Here is a 14,308-nt window from a genome sequence, read left to right as displayed (position 1 = left end):
GCGCGGAGCGCTCGACCGACGTTTTTCCGACAGTTTGCACGCTATCACCGTCAAATTCCGCAACCCATAGCCCATCACGCATGCGGCTCATATAACTGCTGCGATATGCGCGCCCGGCCGGCTGACGCCCTTGCCGGACGGGGCGCTCCGTCCGTCCCTGCCCCCGTGACCGGCGGTCCTCTCTACGAACGGGGCGCAGTTAACTAAACGGTACCTGCGGGAAAACCGGTTCCATGGGAAAATCCCGATTCCCTTTTCCGCCGTTTTCCGTCCGCTCCGCCATTCGTTCCGACCCCATGTCATCCGATTCCGCCACACCGCCGCGCAGCGGGTTTGCGGTCACGCTGCAAATCGTGTCCGTCGTCTGCTTCACGTTCATCTGCTACCTGACCATCGGCCTGCCGCTCGCGGTGCTGCCGGGCTTCGTCCACGACGACCTCGGCTTTTCCGCGATCGTCGCGGGCGGGGCGATCAGCGTCCAGTATTTCGCGACGCTCGCGTCGCGGCCGCTCGCCGGGCGCCTCGCCGATACGCTCGGGCCGAAGCAGACGGTGCTGCGCGGGCTGGTCGGCTGCGGCGTGTCGGGCGTGCTGCTGCTCGTCGCGCTGCTGCTCGCGCACTGGCCGGTCGCGAGCCTCGTGCTGCTGGTCGCGAGCCGGCTCGTGCTCGGCGTCGGCGAAAGCCTGTGCGGCACCGGCGCGATCCTGTGGGGCATCGGCCGGGTCGGCGTCGCGCACAACGCGAAGGTGATCTCGTGGAACGGCATCGCGACCTACGGCGCGCTCGCGCTCGGCGCGCCGGTCGGCGTCGCGATCGCGCATACGCTGAATCCGGCGCTGATCGGCGTGATCGTGATCGCGCTGGCCGCGCTCGGCTTCACCCTCGCTCGCCCGATCGCGCCGGTGCCGCTCGTGCACGGCGAACGGATGTCGTATGCGAGCGTGTTCACGCGCGTGCTGCCGCACGGCCTCGGCCTCGCGCTCGGTTCGGCCGGCTTCGGCTCGATCGCGACGTTCGTCACGCTGTACTACGCGGCGCGCCACTGGCCGAACGCCGCGCTGTCGCTGACCGTGTTCGGCACGCTGTTCATCGGCGCGCGCCTGCTGTTCGCGAACACGATCAAGACCTACGGCGGCTTCCGCGTCGCGATCGTGTCGTTCGCGTTCGAATCCGCGGGCCTTTTGCTGCTGTGGCTCGCGCCGGTGCCGCACGTCGCGCTCGTCGGCGCCGCGCTGACGGGCTTCGGCTTCGCGCTGATCTTCCCGGCGCTCGGCGTCGAGGCCGTCGCGCTGGTGCCGCCCGCGAGCCGCGGCGCGGCGTTGTCCGCGTATTCGGTGTTCCTCGACCTGTCGCTCGGCATCACCGGCCCGCTCGCCGGCTATGTGGCCGGTGCGTTCGGCTATCCGCAGGTGTTCCTGTTCGCGGCGGTGGCTGCGGCCGCGGGCGTCGCGCTGTCGATGGTGCTGTACCAGCGGCAGGCGCGCGTGGCGGGGAGCGGCGCGGCGGCGTGAGAGGGATGCGCGCGTTGGCGTGTGGGTCACGCGCCACACGCGTCAACGCAGCAGTACGTTGAAGTCCCGCAATACGCGGGCCGCATCGGGATGACGCCTGAACGGAACGGCGCGCCCGAGCGAGCGCTTCGGCTCCGCACGATCGAACAGCACGAGCGCTTCCGACGTATTGAGATGGCGCGACATGTATAAAAATCCGTCGACGCGGCGGGGATGCCGGTGGACGGCAAGCGATCACTGTTGCGGAACGTCGTACGGTGCGATGGTCGACAACGCACCGTCGCCGCCGAGATTTTTCAGCGGCAAGCCGTGCAGGACGGCGACGGTCAGCGGCGCGCCGTCAAACGAAAGGACATAGCGGTCGAGTTCGGTCGTCACGAGCGGAAAACCGCCCAGCACCAGATCGGCGACTTCGTCGTGCAGCACCGTTTCGGCGAACGCGCAATGCAGATCGAAACCGAAATAGCGGGTACCGTACCGCCGCCGCTTGCGCGGATCGTCGAAGCGATTGCCGCCCGATTTCCCGAAGTAAGGCTCGCCGGTCGCATATCGCGAGATACGCACCAGCGCCGTCGGCGCAACTTCGCGCGTCACCAGCGTCGCGCTCGCGAAATGTTGCCCCGGCGCCGTCAGCAAACGGGCCGCCTAGCGCTCGGCGAACGCCGTGGCGGCGCGCTCGACTTCATCCACCTTCCCGCGCGACAGCGCGACGAGCGGCGTCACGTTGCCCAGGGACGCCTTCGGCGTCGTGAAGAACTGCCATTTGCTCCATCCCGGCAAGTCGCCCAGACATTGGGTCACCCTGCCCAACGTCTTGCGATCGATGTCCCCCGCCAGGTAGAAGGCCGGATAGTACTGGGCGGCGCCGACGTCGACCGTGAAGATCCGGCCGGACGCCACCGCCTTGCTGAGCGCCTGCCGCGTCATGCCGAGGCCGGCCCATGTCTGCGCGGCAGGCAGCAGCTTGCCGTCGGCGACCAGCATCCGCCGTTCCGCCTGCACCTGCCGCTCCGGATCGGCGACGACCCCCGCCGCCCGCTTCTTCGCGCCGGCCGGCTTCCTGTCGCGCGTCGCGGCCGCGGCGATGCCGAACGTGATCGTGCCGGCCAGATCGATGACCTGCGCGATGCCGACCTTGAACAGGTGCCCCAATTGCTCGTCGGACAGGCTGAGCAGCGCCCGCGCGCGATCGGGGCCAAGCATGGTCGCCGCGCCGACGGCGCTGCGCAGCGCTTCCTCCGTCTCGACATCAAGCACGACGGCCGTCCCTTCCAGCGTATGCGCCCGCGCAATCATCATCACCTCCCGTCACGACCGGAATGATTGAGCGCAGCCCCGAATCGAAACCAAGTCAACCGTGTCAACCAAATCAACCGTTCGCCGGTTTCCTCGATCGCGGGTTCGCGCAGCCGCGAACGCCGTCACGCCGTACGCAGAAACAACCGCCGCGTGAGGTCGAACGCGACGAGATTGCCGGCCACGACGAGCAGCAGCCCGATCACCGCGAGCGGCGACCACTGGTAGCCCTCGAACACCGTCGACACGGCCAGCGCGACGATCGGGAACAGCACCGTGCAGTACGCGGCGCGCTCCGGCCCGATCCGGCCGACGAGGGTCAGGTACGCGGTGAAGCCGATCACCGAGCCCGGCACGGCCAGATACACGAGCGCGCCGAGATAGCGCGGGCTCGTGCAGCGCGCCGACGATCGCCGACCATCGAAAAAATCCCATTTTGTTATTGACCGAGCTTTGTCGATGGAACGAATCGAGCGTCATTGCACAAACTATCGCATCCACTCTTACAGAGAGGCAAAAGACTCACACCGAGTTGTAGATATCCTCCATGGCCCGTACTATCAACCGGGTACACAGTTCGATTGACGTGCGTATCAACATAGATATATTGCGACTTGAGACCAAGTTGCATCAAGAATCTCTTTAACTGTTCACCCCGCGATTTCGCCAGCGACGAAGCATCTTTTTCGGAGATATATGCGCTGGCTACGATTTGCGCCTGCACGTCAACATCAGGCCATTGTCGTGCAGCCAGCACCATATCAACCATCTTTATGCGATATGCATTCGGAATTCCAGGGTAATCGAGCGGCACACTCTCAAGAAGATTTTCCGATATGGTGCAGGCATTTACATGACTAATTAAAGATGAGCCCATGAGCACGGCACCGGCAAACAGTATCTTCATCATGTGATTACCAGATCCTCTTTCTGAGGAACTCGTCCATGTCATCAAAGTGCGCAACATAGCATGCGATGCTGTCTGCATTTCTGCTTGCACCGACCGGATCGGTTTGCGCCCAATAGCCGATGCCGCGGGCAAAACCATAGTTGACGTCATCCGCATCGAACGTGTCAATGTAGTGCGCGCATTCATGGATGAGAATTTTTAACTTGCAGTTCCCTGCGACATACACGTCCTCGACAGTGCAGAAGTGGGGGTAGATCGCAATGATGCGACGTGCCGAATCGGGCTTGCACACTGCCGCGTCATTTGTACCGGTATCAGGGGCGACCGAGCATGTGAGTTGCTGTCCACGCTGCTCATCCCATCTGATGATCTTTTCGGGTTGCAGCTCGCGCATGGCCATCGCCAGCCTCGGAAGACCGCAACTAAGTATTTCGCGTATCGCCTCGTCGCTTCTACCGAACCAGAATTGCACCCTATCTCTCGCAGATTTATCCCAGCGCGCTAGATCCGATATACGTTCCTCAATCAAGATCACCGCGGCGTCTCGAAGACGCATCATTAATTCACGAAACTCCTTGTTGGTCATGTTCGGACAAATTGGCGTTGTATTGATCGATACATAAACCATTGACCCAGGATTGGTGTTGGTGACCGCACCCGAATGAACAAGAATCCACTCTTCGTTTTGGTCAACTTTAAATTCGCCTTTGCTTTTCCCGAAAAAATCACTCATTGGTTCAATAAGCCTCAGTAAAGATTTTCAAGGATGCTGCGGCGTCGGTGGCGATCCGATGTGTTTGCCCGGCTGTATCGGTGGTGCCCGTGAAAATCTGGCCGGTGTCGGTAACGATTCGGTAGCGGATGTTCGCGAGCGGACGGCGGGAGCCATCCAGCAACGCGAATTGCTCGTCGTGTACGGCAGCCGCTCTAGCAAATGACCGCTCGGCTGCGTCAGATTTTTTACGCCCATTCAGCGCTGCAGCCTCTCCCGCAGTAAAAGTCATCCGCATGCCGCGCTCAGCGTAGAAGATCGGCGGTGGGTTGCATCCGCAGACATTGATATCCCCGCTCAATGCCCACTGTTTGCCGTTCGGGCCGGTGCCTGGCCAGCGCGGCCCTTGCGGGGCGATGTACCCTTCACGCTTGCAGGCCGAACAGTAGGTCTTCATATCCAGCGTGGCGATATGAACCTTCGGCGGCGGATTGGAACAGGTCACGCTGTCGAGGCCTTCGACAATGACCGCTTCCCCAGCGCGGTCGCCTTTGGCAAGAAAGTAGCGAATCATGGACGCTACCTCAGCGGGGCATGGACGAGCGGGTGACGACGCTAAATACAACGGACGACGCTACGCCTTGTCGCTCGGGACTATCGGTGATCGTGTCGCCGTTATCGAGTTCGCTGCCAACGAATGCGAGCGGCGCGAAGTCGGGCCCGTCGGCCAAACCCAGACCGGTCGTCACGCGCGCGGTTGAACCGTCCGGATAATGGATCAGGTCGCCCACCGTGGCAGCTTTGCCCAAGTGCGGCGCTACTTCCCATGTGCCGGACGGCTCGCGCAATGCCCCGCCGCGCGCTGTTGTCGCGCCACGTACCGCCAGTCTGTAGGTAGGCGCCGCGGGTGGCGGCACATAGGTCGGATCGAACAGACCCGCAATGCTCTGCCCATCGCGTACGTGAATGACCCACGAACTGCGCAGCGTTTCGGTAATGCGGTCACCGTTGCTCAACCGGCTGCCGACCAGCGCGAACGGCTTGCCTCCGCTATGGTTGTTTCCCGCGCCGTCGATAATCGCGGCCTCGCTGCTGTCGTCATAGGTCACTACGTCGCCGACGCAGGCGACTTCTAATCCTGCCAGGTTGAGGCCGCTGGTTGCGGTGGTGACGCGTCCACCGCGTTCCGTGAGTGCGCCAACGGTGGCGAAAAGATGGGTCGGTGCTTTGTGTTCGTTTTTCATCCGGCTTCCCTGTCTCAGTAAATGGAATGGCTGCCTAGAGACGCTATTCCAGATACGAAACGTGGATCAATCGGACGAATACGATTTGTTGGCTATAAAAATATGAATTGTTCTGTTTTACTGATGGAATCAACTGAGCTCAAAATTACGGCGGTGGATCGGTGCGGTATTGAATACGTGATGGAACACCGTCCCCACCCGGGCGTCGCCCTCCGGATAGAGCGCCGGATAGCTGCGCTCGCGGATGCGCAGCACCCATCCCTCCGGCTCACGCCGTCCGCAGAAACACCCTCCGCGTGAGGTCGAACGCGACGAGATTGCCGGCCACGACGAGCAGCAGCCCCACCACCGCCAGCGGCGACCACTGGTAGCCCTCGAACACCGTCGACACGGCCAGCGCGACGATCGGGAACAGCACCGTGCAGTACGCGGCGCGCTCCGGCCCGATCCGGCCGACGAGCGTCAGGTACGCGGTGAAACCGATCACCGAGCCCGGCACGGCGAGGTACGCGAGCGCGCCGAGATAGCGCGGGCTCGTGTCGAGCGTGAACGGCATCCCGGCCACCGCGGCGCCGACGGTCAGGATCGCCGCGCCGATCAGCATCGCCCAGCCGTTGGTCGCGAGCGGGTGCAGCCCCATCGACTGCATCCGGCTCGACAGCAGGTTGCCCGCCGAGAAGCACATCGTGCCGGCGAACGCGATCGCGAGCCCCGTCCACGTCGCGTGGTCGTCGAGATGGCCGGCCATCTGCTGCCAGAACAGACACGCGATGCCGGTCAGGCCGAGCAGCGCGCCGGCGATCGCCGACGGCCGCAGCGGGCGGCCCATGAACAGCCGGCCGTTGATCGAGTTCAGCAGCGGCGCGGTCGAGAAGATCACCGCGACGAGCCCGCTCGGCACGACCTGCTCCGCATAGTAGAAACACAGGAAATTCAGGCAGAACAGCGCGAAGCCCTGCGCGACGAGAAAGCGCCACGCTTCGCGCGGGGGGCGCACCGGGCGGCGCATCACGCGCAGCAGCGCGAACAGCACGGCGGCCGCGAGCCAGAAGCGCCACGCGATCGACACGGGCGGCGGCACCGAGCCGAGCTGCCACTTGATCGCGATCCAGGTGGTGCCCCAGATCAGCACGGTGACGAAATAAAGCGACAGGTTCATGGCGGCGTTCCGAAAATCGGGTGAATCGGGATCCCGACTATGCCGTCGCCCCGCGCGCGCCGATTGTCCGGAATTGCGGTCTTTTTCGGGACGCCGCACGCGGCGCCGCGCGCCCGCTTATACTCGGCCCATCATGAGTCTCTCCCTCTGCGCCCCGCCCGTCGACCGCACCACCGCCCTGGCTGGCGGCGATCTGCCGTTCGGCCTGCAGTCGGTGTGCCGCACGCTCGCCGACGCGAACGCGACGCTCGAGCGCTTCGCGTGGCTCGGCGACCACCTCGCGATCGCCGAATGGACGCGGATCACCGACGAAAGCGAGACGGTCTACGAGCAGCCCGGCCACCATACGCTGTCGTGCTACCTCGACGGCGGCTACCGGACCGAGCGCCAGCGCGTGCCGCGCTACGGCGCGCCGAGCCTGCTGTGCGCGTTGCCGGGCGACCACGAATCGCGCTGGTGGGTGCGCGGCGAAATGCATTTCATCCACCTGTATTTCCTGCCCGAGCACTTCACGCAGCGCGCGATCCGCGAGCTCGATCGCGAACCGCGCGAGCTGAAGCTCGCCGATCGCACCTATTTCGAGGATGCGCGCGTCGCGGCGCTGCTGCGCTCGCTCGCGCTCGACGGCTGGGACGATGCGGACGACCGGCTGCGCGTGAACGAGACCGCGCACGACGTGCTGAGCCTGCTGCTGCGCGGGCAGAGCACGACGCGCACCGACACGTCGTTCCGCGGCGGGCTCGCGCCGGCCGTGCGCCGCCGCGTGCGCGACTACATCGACACGTATCTCACGCAGCCGCTGACGCTCGGCGAACTCGCCGAGGTTGCCGCGCTGTCCGAATACCATTTCTCGCGGATGTTCCGGCTGTCGTTCGGCCGCGCGCCGCACGCATGGGTGGCCGAGCAACGGCTCGCCCGCGCCCGCGAGCTGCTGCGCACGACGGCGCTGCCGCTCGCGCAGATCGCGGCCGACTGCGGCTACGCGAACGCCGGCCACTTCAGCCATCGCTTTCGCGACGCGCACGGCACGACGCCGAATACGTACCGGCGCGCGATGCAGGGCCGCTGAGCGCGGCCCGCTTCCTCGTTTCCTCGTTTCCTCGCTGCTCCCGCTTACGCGCCGCGCCGCGACAGTTCCTGTTCGAGCGCCGCGACGCCGGCCGGCAGGTCGACCGGCACCTTCAGGTCGACCATCGTGCGGCCGAACGCATGCAGCGTGCGGAACAGGTTGTGTTCGCGGCACTGCTCGCCCATCTGCCCGATCCGCACGATCGGCAAGCCGAACGAGCCGGAGATCTCGACCTGGTACTGCTTCGAGATATGGCCGCAGACCATCCCTGGCGTGAGCCCTTCGGGCGTCTCGATCCCGACCACCGAATTGAGCCGGCAGTCCTTCGGCGCATAGAGCTTGAGCCCCATCGATTCGACGCCCGCCTGCAGCGCCAGCGAGCAGCGCAGGTGGCGCGCGAAGCGGCTTTCGAGCGTCTCCGCGCAGACGAGCCGCAGCGCTTCGTGCAGCGCGAGCACGCCGGACACGGGCGCCGTGTAGTGATAGCCGGCGTTGTGCCAGAAGTTCTCCGCGAGCGCCATGTCGAGGCACCAGTGCGCGTTCGGCTCGGGGCGATGCTTCATGCGGTCCCACGCGGCATCGGAGAACGCGATCAGCGACACGCCGGGGATCGACGACAGCCCCTTCTGGCCGCCGGTGATCACCGCGTCGATGCCCCACGCATCCATCTCGAGCGGCATCGTCGACAGCGTGCACACCGCGTCGACGACCACCAGCGCGCCGGCCGCCTTCGCGAGCGCGGCGATGTCGCGCAGGTCTCGGTTCCAGACGGTGTTCGACGTCTCGCCCTGCACGATCGTGACGATTTCGGGCTGCTCGCGGGCGATCGCGTCGGCGATCTCGTCGAGGCTCGCGACTGCGCGGTCGGCCACTTCGAGCGTCGCGACGTCGGCGCCGACGCGCGTGGCCATCTCGGCCATCCGCGCGCTGAAGAAGCCGTTGCGGATCGACAGCACGCGCGTGCCGCGCCAGGCGAGGTTCGAGATCGCCATTTCCATCGCGGCCGAGCCCGGGCCCGCGACGCCGAGCACCCACTTCGTGCGGGTCTGGAACACGTAGCGCGCCATCTCCTTCACCTGCTCGATGATCTTCGCCATCGTCGCGCCGAGGTGGTTGATCACGATCGTGTTCGCCTTGGCCACCGCGGCCGGGATCGGCACCGGGCCGGCTCCCATCATCAGCAGCGGTTCTTCGGGCAGGATCGCGTCGAGCGGCACGACGACGGGACAGGGAATCGGCGAATAATCGATGGACATGGCTGGAAAAGGATGAGGAAAGGAAGTGCCCGGACGCCCGTAGCACGGCGCCCGTAGCACGGCGCGGCCAACTCATCGATCATTCCGTGTTCCGCCGCCTCGCGCAAGAGGCGCGCACGTCCGGACAGCGCGACGGTGGCCCGGTCGCCGGACCGGGCCAGCCGGCCGCATACCGCGCCCGCGATGGCTGGCCGGATTGAAAAGGGATTGCCCGCCGGCCGCGAAACGGTTCCACTCGGGGTTCCGAACGCACGATTTTCTCCGCCAATATCGAGATGATTCGTCGAAAACGGCAGTTCAGCCTCATTCGCGGGTGGAACGAAATGGACCGACCACCTGATACAAATCGCGGAACGAATGCGATACACAAAATCCGAACGTGGAAAAAACATCCACTATTGCAGCATGTATTGGGGAACGACGCCGAAAGCGCTGCGCAACGGGCCGCCAAAATTTCTCCCAACACGCTGATTAAAAACGATATTTTTCAAGAAACCGCGCATACTCCAATACCATGCCGGTTTTGCCGCCCCGCGCTTGCTGCATTGCAGCGTTAAACAGGTACTCGCGATTTCGATTTTACGCAAGCCGCCCGTTTTCTCAGGTTGACGGATATCTGTTCTTTATTGAACAATCATCTGCGGAATCGAAAATTCTATTTTCGAGACGAGGGAGAGCTGGGGCCGCGCGATGCGCTTTCGACGTTGCGCGGCGATAAATCACAACCAAAATCAATCAACCGGGCCAGAAATACGCAAGCCATGAACCAGATTCAGACCATGCGTGTATTCGTCTGCGTCGCCGAGCAGCAAAGCTTCCGGCGCGCGGCGCACCATCTCGGCGTGTCCAATGCGCTCGTCACGCGTTCGATCGCGATGCTCGAGGGCCACCTGAACACACGGCTGATCCATCGCACCACGCGCAACCTGTCGCTTACCGAGGCCGGCGTGCGCTACCTCGACGGTTGCCGTGCGTTGCTCGAGGAATTCGACCACCTCGAATCGTCCGTCGCGCATGCCGTGCGCGAACCGGCCGGCACGCTGCGCGTCGTCGCGTCGGGGCTGCTGTCGCCGCTCGCGCTGACGCCGCTCGTCAGCAGCTTCCGGCACCGCTACCCGGAGCTGCGCGTGCAGCTGACCGTCGCCGAAGGGCCGCTCGACGTGCTCGATTCCGGCTACGACGTCGGCATCGTCACGGGCACCCGGCTCGACGGCAACCCGTCGCTGATCGGCCATGCGCTCGCGCCGAACCCGTTCGTCGCGTGCGCGGCGCCCGCGTATCTCGACCGCCGCGGCGAGCCGCGCGTGCCCGACGACCTGCCGGGCCACGACTGGGTCACGCTCGCGGCGCACCAGCACGCGCCGACGTGGCAACTCGTCGGTCACGACGGCGTCGCCCATACGGTCACGGTGCGCCCGGCCTGCACGGTCAATCAGCTCGCGCTCGTGCAGGCGGCGGCCGTGGCCGGCGCCGGCATCGCGGTGCTGCCCGAGCCGTGCGTGGCCGACGCGCTCAACCACGGCACGCTCGTGCGGCTGATGGCCGGCTACCGGATCGACGATCCCGACGCGCAGTTGTCGCTCGTCTATCCGAACCGCCAGTACGTGCCGGCCCGGACGCGCAGCTTCGTCGAGCACGCGCTCGAGCACTTCGGCGCGCCGGCCGCCCGCGGGCAGACGGACTACGACTTCCTGCGGCCGGTGCGCGGCCCCGAACGCTCCGACATCGTCACGGGCCTGCAGTAAACTGCGCGCGTCAGCCATCGGAGGTGCAGCGTGCGCGTGATCCTGTTCAGCAGCCGGCAGTACGACGACGATTCGTTCACCGCCGCCAACCGGCAGTTCGGCTATCGGCTGCACTTCCAGCCGTCGCACCTCGACGCGGAAACGGCGATCCTCGCGCACGGCTATGACGTCGTCTGCCCGTTCGTCAACGACACCGTCGACGCGGCCGTGCTCGAACGGCTCGCCGACGGCGGCACGCGGCTGATCGCGCTGCGCTCGGCGGGCTTCAACCACGTCGACCTCGCCGCCGCCGAACGGCTCGGCATCACGGTCGTGCGCGTGCCCGCGTATTCGCCGCACGCGGTGGCCGAGCACGCGGTCGCGCTGATCCTCGCGCTCAACCGCCGCCTGCCGCGCGCGGTCGCGCGCACGCGCGAAGGCGATTTCTCGCTGAACGGCCTGCTCGGCTTCGACCTCCACGGCAAGACCGTCGGCGTGATCGGCACCGGCATCATCGGCAGCGTGTTCGCGAAGATCATGATGGGCTTCGGGATGCACGTGCTCGCGCACTCGGTGCCGCCGTACGACGACGAGCTGATCGCGTTCGGCGCGCGCTACGTCGAACTCGACGAGCTGCTGCATCACGCCGACATCGTCAGCCTGCATTGCCCGCTGCTGCCGTCGACGCACCACCTGGTCAACGAACGCACGCTCGCGCGGATGAAGCACGGCGCGATGCTGATCAACACGGGGCGCGGCGGCCTCGTCGATGCGCAGGCGCTGATCGACGCGCTCAAGAGCGGCCAGCTCGGCCATCTCGGGCTGGACGTGTACGAGGAGGAAAGCGGGCTGTTCTTCGAGGATCACTCGGACCTGCCGCTGCAGGACGACGTGCTCGCGCGCCTGCTGACGTTCCCGAACGTGATCGTCACGTCGCACCAGGCGTTCTTCACGCGCGAGGCGCTGGCCGAGATCGCGCACACGACGCTGCTGAACATCGAGGCGTGGCATGCGCGGACGCCGCAGAACGTCGTAATTGCAAATCGCTGAAAAACCGCCCATTTGAGGGCTTGCGGCGCATTCGCAATCGTTTGCTTACGCCTCGCGCCGCGAAGCGCACTCACCTTCGTCCACAATTCAGCGCATTGTTTCGGTTGAAGTAACGTTTCGAGCGCGCGGTCTGCTATCGTTGCGCCGACGTCCTTCCCTGCCTTGTCCGCTCATGCGTTTCGACGACTCCGACCTCGCCGCTGTCTACCGCGCCATCTTCGAACGGCGCGACATGCGTCACTTCACGCCGGCGCCCGTCGATCCGGCCGTGCTCGCGCGGCTGCTGCGCGCGGCGCACCACGCGCCGAGCGTGGGCTTCATGCAGCCGTGGCGCTTCATCCGCATCACCGATCCCGCCTTGCGCACCGCCATTCATGCGCTGGTCGACGCCGAGCGCCGCGCGACCGCCGACGCACTCGGCGAGCGCCAGGACGAATTCATGCGGCTGAAGGTCGAAGGTGTGCGCGAATGCGGCGAGTTGCTGGTCGTCGCGCTCGCCGACGGCCGCGAACGCCACGTGTTCGGCCGCCGCACGCTGCCGGAGATGGATCTGGCCTCCGCCGCGTGCGCGATCCAGAACATGTGGCTCGCGGCGCGCGCCGAAGGGCTCGGGATGGGCTGGGTGTCGTTGTTCGACGTCGATGCGCTGCGCACGCTGCTGCGGATGCCCGACGGCGCGAAGCCGATCGCTGTGCTCTGCGTCGGGCACGTCGACGCATTCTACGCGAAGCCGATGCTCGAAGAAGAACGCTGGGCCGCGCGGATGCCGATCGAAGCATGCCTGTTCGAGAACGGCTGGGACGAGCCGGCGGCGATCGACGGGGCCGGATCGGCGGCGGCGCCAGTCGAGACTGAAAAGAAAAAACCATCGGATGCGATGGCCGACGGGTCGCCCGAACGCATCGCCTGATCCACATTCGGCCGCAGCCGTCGCCTCGCTGCTGAATCGCCGTCGATCCCACACTGTGAGCACCCTGCGCGCCGCCCCGTCGCACGCCGGCAACACCCATTTTGGCCCCAAGCCTCAGGGTTTTCACTGAAGTAGAATCGCGGCTGACTCTCGCCTCATCGACCGCCCGTCCCGCGCATCCCGCGCCCGGCTCGAGCGGCATCCTTTCCCGAGCCTACCGCGATGCCCCTGCCTCTTTTCGCCCTTGCCGTCGCCGCATTTGGAATCGGTACCACCGAATTCGTGATCATGGGGCTGCTGCCCAATGTCGCGCGCGACCTCGGCGTGTCGATCCCGGCCGCCGGGATGCTCGTGTCGGGCTACGCGCTCGGCGTGACGATCGGCGCGCCGATCCTCGCGATCGTCACCGCGAAGATGCCGCGCAAGCGTGCGCTGATGGGGCTGATCGGGCTGTTCATCGCCGGCAACCTGTTCTGCGCGATCGCGCCCGGCTACGCGGTGCTGATGGCTGCGCGCGTCGTCACCGCGTTTTGCCACGGGGCGTTCTTCGGCATCGGTTCGGTGGTCGCGAGCAACCTCGTCGCGCCGAACCGCCGCGCGCAGGCGATCGCGCTGATGTTCACCGGCCTCACGCTCGCGAACGTGCTCGGCGTGCCGCTCGGCACCGCGCTCGGCCAGGCGTTCGGCTGGCGCGCGACGTTCTGGGCCGTCACCGGCATCGGCATCGCCGCGGCCGCCGCGCTCGCGGTGTGCCTGCCGAAAAACCTCGCGATGCCCGACACCAGCATCACGCGCGAATTCAGCGTGCTGAAGCACCCGCAGGTGCTGATGGTGCTCGGCATCAGCGTGCTCGCGTCCGCGAGCCTGTTCAGCGTGTTCACGTACATCACGCCGATCCTCGAGGACGTGACCGGCTTCTCGCCGCATCAGGTCACCTACGTGCTGCTGCTGTTCGGACTCGGCCTGACGGTCGGCGGCACGCTCGGCGGCAAGCTCGCCGACTGGCGCCGGATGCCGTCGCTGATCGCGACGCTCGCGCTGATCGGCATCGTCCTCGCGCTGTTCGCCGGCACGATGCATCTGCCGTTCGCCGCGCTCGCGACGGTTTTCGTGTGGGGCATCCTCGCGTTCGCGATCGTGCCGCCGCTGCAGATCATGATCGTCGATCGCGCGAGCGACGCGCCGAACCTCGCGTCGACGCTGAACCAGGGCGCGTTCAACCTCGGCAACGCGACCGGCGCATGGCTCGGCGGGATGGCGATCGGCTCCGGCGTGTCGCTCGTGAGCCTGCCGTGGGTCGGCGTCGCGATGGCCGTCGCGGCGCTCGCGCTCACGCTGTGGTCGGCGTCGCTCGAACGCCGGCCGGTGGTCGTGCCGACCGAATACGTGTGACGCAACCCTGCCGAGATCGTTGCGGACACAACGCCATCCGAACCTGACGGCCTTCATGGACCTTTCACCGGTCGC

Annotated in this window: 16 protein-coding genes and 1 pseudogene; 6 read left to right on the top strand and 11 right to left on the bottom strand. The window is 65.8% G+C overall.

Going from position 1 to position 14,308, the window contains the following annotated elements; translation table 11 throughout:
- The first annotated feature begins 296 nt into the window (after window positions 1-296).
- Window positions 297-1,511, top strand: coding sequence for an MFS transporter (locus tag J8I35_RS14255; protein ID WP_050011713.1), 1,215 nt, complete (start codon window positions 297-299; stop codon window positions 1,509-1,511).
- Between the two features lie 42 nt (window positions 1,512-1,553).
- On the opposite strand, the gene J8I35_RS34595 is transcribed toward J8I35_RS14255, so the two are convergent.
- The 10 genes and pseudogenes from J8I35_RS34595 to J8I35_RS14215 all read right to left on the bottom strand — a co-directional run bounded on the left by J8I35_RS34595 (window position 1,554) and on the right by J8I35_RS14215 (window position 6,832).
- Entirely contained in the window at window positions 1,554-1,697 is a 144-nt protein-coding gene (locus tag J8I35_RS34595) for a hypothetical protein (RefSeq protein ID WP_245170243.1), read from the bottom strand.
- Window positions 1,698-1,745: 48 nt separating this feature from the next.
- Entirely contained in the window at window positions 1,746-2,105 is a 360-nt protein-coding gene (locus tag J8I35_RS14250; RefSeq protein WP_348522262.1) for an RES family NAD+ phosphorylase, read from the bottom strand.
- A 51-nt stretch (window positions 2,106-2,156) separates the two neighbouring features.
- Complete coding sequence (locus tag J8I35_RS14245) at window positions 2,157-2,810, bottom strand: hypothetical protein (RefSeq protein WP_245170241.1); 654 nt, start codon at window positions 2,808-2,810, stop codon at window positions 2,157-2,159.
- Between the two features lie 122 nt (window positions 2,811-2,932).
- Window positions 2,933-3,202 (bottom strand): annotated as a pseudogene (locus tag J8I35_RS14240) (EamA family transporter); the annotation flags it as partial.
- Window positions 3,203-3,246: 44 nt separating this feature from the next.
- Window positions 3,247-3,717, bottom strand: a complete 471-nt coding sequence (locus tag J8I35_RS14235) for a hypothetical protein (protein WP_209925806.1) — start codon at window positions 3,715-3,717, stop codon at window positions 3,247-3,249.
- A 4-nt stretch (window positions 3,718-3,721) separates the two neighbouring features.
- Complete coding sequence (locus tag J8I35_RS14230; protein ID WP_209925805.1) at window positions 3,722-4,450, bottom strand: M35 family metallo-endopeptidase; 729 nt, start codon at window positions 4,448-4,450, stop codon at window positions 3,722-3,724.
- 4 nt (window positions 4,451-4,454) lie between these two features.
- Complete coding sequence (locus J8I35_RS14225) at window positions 4,455-5,003, bottom strand: PAAR domain-containing protein (protein WP_209925804.1); 549 nt, start codon at window positions 5,001-5,003, stop codon at window positions 4,455-4,457.
- A 10-nt stretch (window positions 5,004-5,013) separates the two neighbouring features.
- Window positions 5,014-5,673: a PAAR domain-containing protein gene (locus J8I35_RS14220; protein ID WP_209925803.1), complete on the bottom strand. Its 660-nt coding sequence runs from the start codon at window positions 5,671-5,673 to the stop codon at window positions 5,014-5,016.
- Between the two features lie 129 nt (window positions 5,674-5,802).
- Entirely contained in the window at window positions 5,803-5,928 is a 126-nt protein-coding gene (locus tag J8I35_RS34845) for a hypothetical protein (RefSeq protein ID WP_260429737.1), read from the bottom strand.
- A 13-nt stretch (window positions 5,929-5,941) separates the two neighbouring features.
- Window positions 5,942-6,832: an EamA family transporter gene (locus J8I35_RS14215; protein WP_209925802.1), complete on the bottom strand. Its 891-nt coding sequence runs from the start codon at window positions 6,830-6,832 to the stop codon at window positions 5,942-5,944.
- Window positions 6,833-6,965: 133 nt separating this feature from the next.
- On the opposite strand from J8I35_RS14215, the gene J8I35_RS14210 reads away from it, so the two are divergent.
- Window positions 6,966-7,901 carry an AraC family transcriptional regulator gene (locus J8I35_RS14210; protein WP_050011716.1) on the top strand — a complete coding sequence of 312 codons (936 nt, stop codon included), beginning with the start codon at window positions 6,966-6,968 and terminating at the stop codon, window positions 7,899-7,901.
- Window positions 7,902-7,945: 44 nt separating this feature from the next.
- On the opposite strand, the gene J8I35_RS14205 is transcribed toward J8I35_RS14210, so the two are convergent.
- The gene (locus J8I35_RS14205) at window positions 7,946-9,157 is read right to left on the bottom strand and encodes an alanine--glyoxylate aminotransferase family protein (RefSeq protein ID WP_050011717.1); all 1,212 of its coding nucleotides are present in this window, start codon (window positions 9,155-9,157) and stop codon (window positions 7,946-7,948) included.
- 761 nt (window positions 9,158-9,918) lie between these two features.
- Here J8I35_RS14205 and J8I35_RS14200 point away from each other — a divergent pair.
- From J8I35_RS14200 to J8I35_RS14185, 4 genes are all read left to right on the top strand, one after another.
- Complete coding sequence (locus tag J8I35_RS14200) at window positions 9,919-10,902, top strand: LysR family transcriptional regulator (RefSeq protein WP_050011718.1); 984 nt, start codon at window positions 9,919-9,921, stop codon at window positions 10,900-10,902.
- 30 nt (window positions 10,903-10,932) lie between these two features.
- On the top strand, window positions 10,933-11,931 hold the full coding sequence (locus J8I35_RS14195; protein ID WP_209925801.1) for a 2-hydroxyacid dehydrogenase: 999 nt from the start codon (window positions 10,933-10,935) through the stop codon (window positions 11,929-11,931).
- A 172-nt stretch (window positions 11,932-12,103) separates the two neighbouring features.
- Window positions 12,104-12,841: a 5,6-dimethylbenzimidazole synthase gene (gene bluB / locus J8I35_RS14190; protein ID WP_124555684.1), complete on the top strand. Its 738-nt coding sequence runs from the start codon at window positions 12,104-12,106 to the stop codon at window positions 12,839-12,841.
- 222 nt (window positions 12,842-13,063) lie between these two features.
- Entirely contained in the window at window positions 13,064-14,233 is a 1,170-nt protein-coding gene (locus J8I35_RS14185; protein WP_175978843.1) for an MFS transporter, read from the top strand.
- Window positions 14,234-14,308: the final 75 nt, after the last annotated feature.

This window comes from Burkholderia sp. CpTa8-5, from assembly GCF_017815045.1.
GTDB classification, from domain to species: Bacteria; Pseudomonadota; Gammaproteobacteria; order Burkholderiales; family Burkholderiaceae; genus Burkholderia; species Burkholderia sola.
This window is presented reverse-complemented; position numbering and strand designations above follow the sequence as displayed.

Excerpts from the sequence above, each read along its gene's own strand:
- J8I35_RS14255 (WP_050011713.1), top strand. The coding sequence starts at position 297 with ATGTCATCCGATTCCGCCACACCGCCGCGCAGCGGGTTTGCGGTCACG.
- J8I35_RS34595 (WP_245170243.1), bottom strand. The coding sequence starts at position 1,697 with ATGTCGCGCCATCTCAATACGTCGGAAGCGCTCGTGCTGTTCGATCGT.
- J8I35_RS14245 (WP_245170241.1), bottom strand. The coding sequence starts at position 2,810 with ATGATGATTGCGCGGGCGCATACGCTGGAAGGGACGGCCGTCGTGCTT.
- J8I35_RS14235 (WP_209925806.1), bottom strand. The coding sequence starts at position 3,717 with ATGATGAAGATACTGTTTGCCGGTGCCGTGCTCATGGGCTCATCTTTA.
- J8I35_RS14230 (WP_209925805.1), bottom strand. The coding sequence starts at position 4,450 with ATGAGTGATTTTTTCGGGAAAAGCAAAGGCGAATTTAAAGTTGACCAA.
- J8I35_RS14225 (WP_209925804.1), bottom strand. The coding sequence starts at position 5,003 with ATGATTCGCTACTTTCTTGCCAAAGGCGACCGCGCTGGGGAAGCGGTC.
- J8I35_RS14220 (WP_209925803.1), bottom strand. The coding sequence starts at position 5,673 with ATGAAAAACGAACACAAAGCACCGACCCATCTTTTCGCCACCGTTGGC.
- J8I35_RS14215 (WP_209925802.1), bottom strand. The coding sequence starts at position 6,832 with ATGAACCTGTCGCTTTATTTCGTCACCGTGCTGATCTGGGGCACCACC.
- J8I35_RS14210 (WP_050011716.1), top strand. The coding sequence starts at position 6,966 with ATGAGTCTCTCCCTCTGCGCCCCGCCCGTCGACCGCACCACCGCCCTG.
- J8I35_RS14205 (WP_050011717.1), bottom strand. The coding sequence starts at position 9,157 with ATGTCCATCGATTATTCGCCGATTCCCTGTCCCGTCGTCGTGCCGCTC.
- J8I35_RS14200 (WP_050011718.1), top strand. The coding sequence starts at position 9,919 with ATGAACCAGATTCAGACCATGCGTGTATTCGTCTGCGTCGCCGAGCAG.
- bluB (WP_124555684.1), top strand. The coding sequence starts at position 12,104 with ATGCGTTTCGACGACTCCGACCTCGCCGCTGTCTACCGCGCCATCTTC.
- J8I35_RS14185 (WP_175978843.1), top strand. The coding sequence starts at position 13,064 with ATGCCCCTGCCTCTTTTCGCCCTTGCCGTCGCCGCATTTGGAATCGGT.